This is a genomic window from Blastocatellia bacterium (assembly GCA_035573895.1).
In the GTDB taxonomy this organism is placed as follows: Bacteria; Acidobacteriota; Blastocatellia; order HR10; family HR10; genus DATLZR01.
The window spans coordinates 22,211-31,482 of the sequence record DATLZR010000084.1; the positions used below are offsets into that span (position 1 = coordinate 22,211).

The following is a 9,272-nucleotide window of genomic DNA, read 5'->3' on the forward strand; positions in this document are numbered from 1 at the left end:
ATCAGCGCTACCGGGCCTGAGGGTCCGTTCCCGCTGTCTTTGTCCTCCCGCTCAAGCTTTCCCACCCATGGTGATGCCGACGGTGGAGGATTCGCTATAGAACAGGGTTGCTGCCCTGAAAGAGGAGATCGCGCAGACTTTCCCGTCGGCGACAGTTTGCAGGTTCAACAGCCTGCACCACATCAAAGGAGGGTTCTATGACACTTCACATGACGCTGAAGGTGAGACCACTGATCATCGCTGTGCTGGTGATGGGAAGTTCTCTGGCCGGGCCCCTCTCGTCCCGGAGCGTAACATCCTCGGATGAGTACATCGCCCAGCCCGAAGCGGAGACACGCGCGGCGGTGCTCTCCGGGGCGAGCGCCACCGGGAATCTTCCCTTGAGTTTTGAAAAGAACGTCGGGCAGACGGATGAGCGCGTTCAATTTCTCGCCCGGGGAGCGGGCTACACGCTCTTTCTCGCCCAGGGGGAGGCGACGCTGCTGTTGCAACGAGCCGACGAGAAGCCCCGCCTGAAGCGCGCGTCAGTCTGTGCCCGAGGAAATGTCCTCGCCGGACGCTCCACGTCGTCCCCGGCGCGATCCGTGTCACAGGCCGTGCTCCGGCTGAAACCGGTCGGAGCCGCCTCCCGCCCGTCGGCTGAGGGAGTTGAAGAGTTGCCGGGCCGGGTCAACTACTTTCTCGGCAATGATCCGACCCGATGGCGCACCGGCATCCCCACGTATGCGAAGGTCAAGTACGCCGACATCTATCCGGGAGTGGACCTCGTTTACTACGGTCGCCAGGGCCAGTTGGAGTACGATTTCATCGTTGCGCCGGGAGCCCGCACGGAAGCGATTCAACTCACGCTCGAAGGAGCCGACCGAGTGCAGCGTGACTCCAACGGAGACCTTCTGGCCTCGGTGGCCGGAGGCTCGGTGCGCATGAAGAAACCGGTCGTCTATCAAGACCTCGGGGGCGAGCGCCGCACAATCCCCGCTCGCTACGTTTTGACCGGACGTGATGAGGTGGCGTTCGAGATCGGTTCGTACGATCGCACCCGGTCACTCGTCATTGATCCGGTTGTTCTCTACTCGACGTACCTGGGAGGCAGCCTGGCGGAGATCGGCACCGGACTGGCCGTGGATATCGTTGGCAATATGTATGTGGCGGGAACGACGACGTCCACCGACTTCCCTCTCAGTCGGGCGATTCAGTCGTCTCCCGGAGGCAATAGCGATGTTTTCGTCGCTCGACTCAATCCCGCCGGAACGGTCCTCGTCTATGCCTCCTACCTCGGGGGGAGCAACAATGACGAAGCCGGCGGATTGGCGATTGATAGTTTCGGCACCGTCTTTCTCGCCGGCGTGACGGCATCGGCCAATTTCCCAACGGCCAACGCGCTGCAGGCGGTATTCGGCGGTGAGACGGATGCTTTTGTCGCGGCGCTTTCCTCCGGAGGCGGCAGCTTCGTCTACTCGACTTACCTCGGCGGAACGCGAGAAGACGCAGCGAGCGATATTGTCGTTGACGGTCTGGGTAATGCCTATGTGACCGGGATCACTCGCTCGGTGAATTTCCCCACGACCGTCGGCGCGTTTGACCGGGGATGCGGCACGGATGTTCTGTGTAACGGCGGCGTGCTCGATGCCTTTGTGACGAAGCTCAATTCCCGGGGCTCAACCCTCGTCTATTCGACGTTCCTTGGCGGCAGCGGCGTTGATGTCGGAACCGGCATCGCCGTCAGCGGAGGGAACGCGTATGTTGTTGGCTTCACCGAGTCAACGAACTTTCCCCTGCAACGACCGTTCCAGCCCCAGCTCCAGGGAGGTCGGGACGCTTTCGTGACCAGGCTCAACCCGGCTGGATCGGGTCTGGTCTATTCTTCCTATCTCGGCGGGACGGGCATTGATGTGGCGGCGCGGGTGGCTGTGGACGGCTTGGGGAATGCGCATATCGTCGGCACCACCGACTCCACCAATTTCCCCACGGCCATTCCCCTGCAAGCGACCAATGGAGGCGATGAAGATGCTTTCGTCACAAAAGTGAATGCGACGGGGAGGCGCCTCATCTACTCGACCTATCTCGGAGGCAGCGAAGCCGACCGAGGAGCTGATGTGGTCGTTGATCTCACCGGCGTCGCTCACGTCGTCGGAACGACGCAGTCGGCCAATTTCCCCACCGCCAATCCGCTGCAGGCAGCCTTGAACGGGTCGTCGGACGTCTTCGTCGTGCGCATCGGCGGTCCTCAGGGGCTCGCCCTCACCTTCTCGACGTTCCTCGGCGGCAGCGGCGAGGAGATCGGTTTTCGGGTGGCGACCGATGTCTCCGGCAATACCTACATCACCGGAGCCACCTCATCCACCGATTTTCCCACGAGGAACCCTCTTCGACCGACAAGCGGTGGAGGAGCCGACGCCTTTGTCACCAAGATCGGCGAGCCGATCCCCACGCCACCGCCATCCGGCAGCTCACCGTAGGGAGGAGAGGCGTCGGCTTGGAGCCAGTGTCCCACCCGACGGTGTGCGCCCTGTCAAGTGACGGGTGAGAAAAGATGCGATTACTTCGCTCGCTCGTCACTCGACCGGTGGAGGCGGGTCCCGTTGCACCGTGATCGCAGATCAGCGGCTGACGAAGGTGCTTGGCCACTGAATGACATAGGTGTCGTGCTCGATCTTACCGTCGCTTGTGCGGGACCGGACAAAACGCAATCGCTCGAAGGGGATGGGGTAGGGACCGAGCAAGAAGACCTCCGTCGCGTAGTGAGCGCGCACGGGGAGATGTAGCTCCTGACGGATGCGGTTGACGACCTCTTCGCAGTCGCCAGATTCGCGCAGGCCATCAAGTTGAGGCGGGTCAGGGCGCTTCTCCAGCGCGTGAACAAGCTCGTGCATCAGAACGAATCCCAGGTTGAATGCCTCGAGGGCTTCTCGGTCTCCACTGAGGTGCTGGAAGTCCTGGAAATCGAGCAGAAGGAGATAGCTGTCTATCTTTTTCCCTGAGGGAAGCAGGTAGACACAGTCGGGCTTGAGAGCAGCAAAGGCAATATCAGCCGACAGGCTGCGATCTTCCAGCGTAATAGAAACCGAGCCAAGCGTTTGGAGCAAAATCCGTCGGGCCGTCTCTGATCCCGAGTGCGGGTGATGGGTCTGCCCCAGCGTCAGACGCCCCTGGGAGTCAAAGCTGAGTCTCAATCCCGTGAGGCGTTGGAGGTGGCGCGCCACTTCGTCGAGTTTTCGCCGATTCAGACGTCGCGGCCCCTCACTGTTTTTGATCCCCGGGATGTGATCATGTCCGTCCGGGAGACGACGTCCTACGACCGGTCCTGATACGAGCAGCAGGACGGCAAGAGCCGCTCCGGCCGCTCTCTTGAGGTCATCACGTATTGTATGAGTGCGCATGGGATGTCTCCTTCGGCTGATCCGACACGATAAATCAGGCAAGTTCCATGCCATCGTCGAGCGAGGGAGCATTCTCGGCTGCTCAAGCAACTCCTGTCGTCTCCATGAGTTTCGTCATCCGTCGGGGCTCTCTTTTTGCAGCGACCGTTGCCGGTGGGGAATTTCGCCCGGTGCCGACGATTATCCGCTGAGATTTCCGGAGGACTCCCAGCGGAGATTGGTCTAGCGGTCGGGCCGGAAAACTGCGGCCGGGACTCCCAGACGGTCCCCCCCGTGTCGGCGGTGAGAACACCGGCGCCTGTCCCTTTCAACGGAAGAGTCCGATGAAAGTCATTGCCGCGGCCGCTTTCTCTCGCGCCGTGCGAAGGACGAACGAGGCTGCCTGCATCGCTCGACGACCGAGTTCCATCTGGCGCAGATCGTCGAAGAAGGAGTAAACCACCGGCGTCACCAGGAGCGTCAGCAGCAAACACAATCCCTGTCCTCCGATGACGACGATGGAGACGGGACGACGCAAGGCCGATCCCGGTCCGTGACTGAGGGCCATGGGAATCATCCCGGCGATAATGGTGATCGTCGTCATCAGGATGGGCCGCAGTCGGTCTTTGTTCGCCTGAATCATGGCGTCCCACCGCGACATTCCCGCCCGGCGCAACGCATTGGTATGATCCACCTGCAAGATGGAATTCTTCTTCACGATGCCGAAAAGCAGCAGCAATCCCACCGAGGAGAAGATGTTGAGCGTCTCGCCCGAGACAACCAGCGACAGGAGCGCGAAGGGGATGCTCAGCGGCAGGCTCACCATGATGGTGATCGGATCAATGTAGCTTTCAAACTGCGCCGCCAGGATCATGTACATGAAGATGACCGAGAGGGCAAAGGCGAGCAGGAAATTTTCCGCCGTGCGACCCAGCTCGCGGCTGCGGCCGGTGGGGACGGCAAAGTACCCCGGCTCCAATCCCATGCGCTCGACTTCCGTTTGCAAGCGGCTGAGCACCTCTCCGAGCGAGGTCTTTTCGGCTTCAATGTTGGCCAGCAAGGTGACCTGGCGCTGGCGGTTATACCGTTCGATCTGCGCCGGCCCGACGCGCTCGGCAATCTTCACGACATTATCCAAACGCACGTTTCCCCCACGAGCCGAGGGGACGTAGAGCTGGCCGAGGATCGCCGGATCGGTGCGGTATTCGGGGGCCACGCGCAGGCGCACGGTGTAAAGCTCGTCCCCGTCGCGGAACGGTTGGGTGATCCGATCATCTCCCTCATAGACCGTGCGCAGGGTGCGGGCAATATCGTCCACGCTCACGCCGAGGTCCGATGCCCGCTGCCGGTCAATGCTCACGCCCAGTTCCGGCTTGCCGACCTCCAGCGTCGAGTCCACATCAACGACACCCGGCAGGCTCTTGAGGAATTTTTGCAGGTGCTCGGAATAGGCCGCGAGCTTTTGCAGGTCCGGTCCCTGCAACGTGTATTGAAGAGCGGAGGCCCGAAATCCTCCGCCGGCAATGGCCCCGACATTTTGCACGGCGATTCGCACGTCGGGATACTTTGCCAGCCGTCGCCGGGCATCGGCCATGACCTCGAACTGAGAGAAGTCGCGCTCGCGCAAATCAATGAGGCGAACGTAGAGCGAGGCTTGATTGACCCGCTGTTGAGAGCCGCCGCCGATGATCGTCAGAATATCGGTGACGCCTCGGAGCGAACGCACGTCGTCCTCGATGCGCCGGAGCAGATCGTCCATCCCTTGAAGCGATGTCCCTTCGGGGGCACGAATGACGATCTCAAACTGGCTCTCGTCCTCGAAGGGGATGAAATCCTTGCCCACAACGTTCAGCAGGGGAATCGCCGAGAGGATCGTCACCAACGCCACCGCCGCCACAATCCAGCGATGGCGGAGCGACCAGGTGAGCATCGCCACATAGGTTCGCTCCAGACGGGCGTAGAACCAGCGCTCCTTCGAGCGGGGACGCGGGGGCGCATCTCCTCCACCGGAGTGACGATTGGTCAAAAAGCGCGAACAGAGCATGGGCGTCAGCGTGAAACTGACAAAGAGCGAGAGGAGAATGGCGGCGGCTGAAGTCAGACCAAAACTCTTCATGAAGCGACCGACGATACCGCTCATGAAGGCGACGGGCAGGAAGATGATCACCAGCGAGAAGGTCGTCGCCATCACCGCCAGGCCGATCTCGGCCGTCGCCTCGCGGGCCGCCTGCATGGCCGACGCCCCCTTCTCCTCAATGTGGCGGTAGATGTTCTCCAGCACGACAATGGCATCATCAATGACGATGCCGATGGCCAGCGCCAGCGCCAGCATCGTTTGCGCATTCAGCGTGAAGTCGGCGGCATACATCAGCGCGAAGGTGGAAATAATCGAAGTGGGAATGGCCACCGCCGCGATGATCGTCGAGCGCCAGTTCCACATGAAGAGGAAAACCACGAGGGCCGCGAGAAATCCCCCCTCGATCAGGTGATCCCGAATGGCCCGGAACGAGGAATTGATGTACTCGGACTGATCCCGAACCACGTCAACCCTGACATCGGGCGGAAGGGTGGGTCGGATCTGTTCGAGCCGGTCTTTGAGGGCATTGACGACAGCCACCGTGTTGGCTCCCGATTGCTTCCGCACCTCCAGGACGACGGCGGGATTCCCGTTGAGTTTGGCCAGCGTGCGCGGTTCCTCGTAGAGGTCTTCCACGCGGCCGACGTCGGAGATTTTCAGCGGGACGCCGTTGCGCGTGGTGATGATCACATCGTTGAAGTCCTCCACCCGTTCGATCCGTCCCAATGTCCGCACCGTCAACTCGCGGTTTCCCTGGTCTATTCGACCGCCGGGAATCTCGACGTTCTGGCGGGCGAGCGCCTGCCTCAATTGAGCCACGGTGATATTGTGAGCGGCCAGTTTGTCAGGATCGAACAGAACGTGAATTTCCCGCTGACGGTCGCCGATGAGTCGAATCTGGCCGACGCCGCTGGTGGATTCGAGCACCTCTTTCAGCTTCTTGTCCGCGATCTCCGTGACCTCGCGCAGATCCCGGGGAGCCGAGACCACGAGCGACATGATCGGCGTCGCATCCACGTCGAGTTTCTCGATGATCGGCGGATCCGTCCCTTCGGGGAAGTCGCGGAGGATGCGGCTCACGCGATCCCGTACATCCTGCGACGCCGCATCCACATCGCGTTCGAGAGCGAAGCGAACGACGACGAGGGAGACGCCCTCGGTGGTGGTCGAGGTCAGTTCGTCAATCCCCTCAATGGTGTTGACCGCTTCTTCCACCCGCTTGGTGATCTGCGTTTCCACCTCTTCGGGCGAGGCCCCGGGCAGAACCGTCGTCACCGTCACAATGGGGAACTCCACCTTGGGGAACCGATCCACCCCCAGTCGCATGTAGGAGAACGCCCCGACGACCACCAGCGACAGGATCATCATCACGGTGAAGACGGGGCGGCGAATGCAGATGTCAGCAAGCTTCATGGCGTTCTCTTCCTCAACAAGCGGAGCGTGAGTGAAGTCATCGAGATCGTGGCCGCACGCGCACTCCGGTATACAGGCGACCGACATCGGAGGCGATGACGGGATCGCCCGGACGGATCCCCTCGATGATCTCCACCCAGTCGCCGAGTTTCATGCCGGGTTTGACCGTGCGTTCGACGGCCTTGTCTTTGTCCACGACGAAGACTTTGTAGATGCCCACGTAGGCCATGACGGCGCGGGCGGGCACGACGACGGCTCGGGCTTGAGGATCCACGACCACCCGAGCGCGGGCAAAGTAACCGGGTCGAAGGTCATCGTTTCGATTCTCGATCTCCGCTTCCAGCGTGAGCGAGCGCGTCTCCGTGCTGACGGCAGGGCTCAGCCGGGCAATGCGGCCGGTGAATGTTCGTCCCGGCAGCGCATCAATGGTGAAAGTCAGCGGCCGACCGACGTAGACGTGAGCGGCATATCGTTCCGGCAGATCGGCCCGCAGGCGCAGGGGATTGGTTTTGACCAGTGTCACCACGCGATCGTTTCTCCTCACGGTCTCTCCCGCGGAGACATGACGCTCGACGACCGCGCCGGTGATGGGCGAACGGATGATGGTTTTCTCCAGTTCGCGCCGGACCAGCGCCACCTGCGCCCGTCGCTGCTCCAGTTGGGCCAGCAGCGTGTTGACTTCTTCGAGCGCCGCGTGATACCGCGCCTCGGCAATGCGAAAGGCGGCATTGGCTTGATCGTACTCCTGCTCGGAGACGACGCCCTTACTGCGCAACTGACGCATGCGCTGGAAACGCAACGCGGCATCATCGAAGGAGGCCTTCGCCTGCCGAACAATGGTCGTCTCCTGCGGATCCACACGATCCTGGTTCTCGGATATGCCCAGGCGAGCCAGGACCTGACGCAACGCCGCCTGAGCGTCGGCCAGGCGCAACTCGAAATCTCGCCGATCAATCACGGCAAGAACGTCGCCCTGTCGCACACGGCTTCCCAGGTCCACCCGGATCTCCGCCAGCGTGCCCTCCACTTCGCTGGCGACCACGACGCGCTCATCGGCCAGAAGCGTTCCCACGATTTCGATCTCACGTTCAACCGTGCGCTCCTGGGCGGGGACGACATCAACCTCGATGACGGAGTTCGATCCTCGACTGCTGGCTTCCGTCTCGCCCGGTGGAGTGTTCCGGCGACACCCCACGACGCTCATCAGACCCAGCAGGAGAGCCAATGCTGCGTACTTCTTCATAAAGCCTTCCTTTCCAACAGTGATCGGCGGCCAGAAGGTCTTTCCCCCGATGACTCGGAGGAGGAGAACACGCCGTCCAGGAAAATATCGGCGAAGATAGCCGCCGCCTGGCGATTGCTCAACTTGAGATGTTTTTGCTGGGGATCAAACAGTTCTCGTACAAGCGCATGATGAATGGCCATTCCCACGAAGGCGCGCACGGCGGCACGAGGGTGAATGGGGCGAAAGGCACCTTCTTTGATCCGTTGTGTGATATACCGGGTCAGATACTGAAACATCTCGGCGGCATGCGTTTCGTAGACCATCTGCGAGAGCCGGTGCCCTTCCAGTGCGCTGTAGAGCATGAGGCGCATGAAGCACGGATCCTCAGAATAGTGATCGAGAATCGCTTCGGCCAGACGGGTGAAAAAAGCTCGATCATCACGCCGGCTGGCGGCTTCATCCAGCGCGGCCTGGACCTGGAGTCGTCGCTCCTTCATCTTGTAATCAATGATGGCCGAATAGAGGTCCTCCTTGGTGGCGAAATGGCGAAAGATAATGGCCTCGGTCACCCCTGAAGCCTGGGCGATCTCCTTGGTGGTCGTCCCGTCGAACCCCTTGCGGGCGAAAAGGTCCATGGCCGTGCGGACGATCTGCAATCGCCGGTCCGCCGCCGAGAGCCTCACGCGTTGCTTCACCCGTTGCGCTCTGCCCATTGCTCCTCTCTTCCTGTCGAAAGTCAGTAAGTACTTACCATACTTTCTCCCGGGCATCAAGTGAAAAATGGCCCATGAACCACGCGAAACGACGGAAAAGTCTCCGCCGCCGGGGAGACGATTCCAGCGGGTAAGAGCATTTTGCAAAAAGCGGAGTGATATTCTCAGCCTGCGACGTCAGCGGCAGAGAAGCTTGGGCGGAAGCCCAGCACCACTCCGGGCGACGGAGCACCAGGTCCTTTCCACGACCTGAGCGGCGCAGCATCCCGCTCGGCGGGCGTCTCCCACCCAAGAGATGTCGGGAATGAAACGGTAAAAACATCCGGTGGCACTTTTCATCCGCTGGCGAATCGGCGTCCCTTCCGGGTGGAAGCCACGGTCTTTTCTTGCTCAATCCCTTCGGCGGAAAGTGTAGATTTTCTCAACAGCGCCTGATGAGATTTTCAACTTCGACTAAACCGAAATAGGGGATCGTTTGCTGGCGA

Annotated in this window: 5 protein-coding genes; 1 reads left to right on the forward strand and 4 read right to left on the reverse strand. The window is 61.1% G+C overall.

From position 1 onward, the window contains the following. Window positions 1-197 precede the first annotated feature (197 nt). The gene (locus VNM72_08590) at window positions 198-2,459 is read left to right on the forward strand and encodes an SBBP repeat-containing protein (GenBank protein HXF05459.1); all 2,262 of its coding nucleotides are present in this window, start codon (window positions 198-200) and stop codon (window positions 2,457-2,459) included. A gap of 141 nt (window positions 2,460-2,600) precedes the next feature. Here VNM72_08590 and VNM72_08595 read toward each other — a convergent pair whose 3' ends face one another. From VNM72_08595 to VNM72_08610, 4 genes are all read right to left on the reverse strand, one after another. Then, window positions 2,601-3,380: a hypothetical protein gene (locus tag VNM72_08595; protein ID HXF05460.1), complete on the reverse strand. Its 780-nt coding sequence runs from the start codon at window positions 3,378-3,380 to the stop codon at window positions 2,601-2,603. A gap of 307 nt (window positions 3,381-3,687) precedes the next feature. Then, window positions 3,688-6,849, reverse strand: coding sequence for an efflux RND transporter permease subunit (locus VNM72_08600; GenBank protein HXF05461.1), 3,162 nt, complete (start codon window positions 6,847-6,849; stop codon window positions 3,688-3,690). A gap of 37 nt (window positions 6,850-6,886) precedes the next feature. After that, on the reverse strand, window positions 6,887-8,092 hold the full coding sequence (locus VNM72_08605; GenBank protein ID HXF05462.1) for an efflux RND transporter periplasmic adaptor subunit: 1,206 nt from the start codon (window positions 8,090-8,092) through the stop codon (window positions 6,887-6,889). Next, window positions 8,089-8,787 (reverse strand): helix-turn-helix domain-containing protein, encoded by a 699-nt coding sequence (locus VNM72_08610; protein ID HXF05463.1) that lies wholly within the window; start codon window positions 8,785-8,787, stop codon window positions 8,089-8,091. Before VNM72_08610 ends, VNM72_08605 begins: the two co-directional genes overlap by 4 nt. Window positions 8,788-9,272 lie beyond the last annotated feature (485 nt).

Excerpts from the sequence above, each read along its gene's own strand:
- VNM72_08590 (HXF05459.1), top strand. The coding sequence starts at position 198 with ATGACACTTCACATGACGCTGAAGGTGAGACCACTGATCATCGCTGTG.
- VNM72_08595 (HXF05460.1), bottom strand. The coding sequence starts at position 3,380 with ATGCGCACTCATACAATACGTGATGACCTCAAGAGAGCGGCCGGAGCG.
- VNM72_08600 (HXF05461.1), bottom strand. The coding sequence starts at position 6,849 with ATGAAGCTTGCTGACATCTGCATTCGCCGCCCCGTCTTCACCGTGATG.
- VNM72_08605 (HXF05462.1), bottom strand. The coding sequence starts at position 8,092 with ATGAAGAAGTACGCAGCATTGGCTCTCCTGCTGGGTCTGATGAGCGTC.
- VNM72_08610 (HXF05463.1), bottom strand. The coding sequence starts at position 8,787 with ATGGGCAGAGCGCAACGGGTGAAGCAACGCGTGAGGCTCTCGGCGGCG.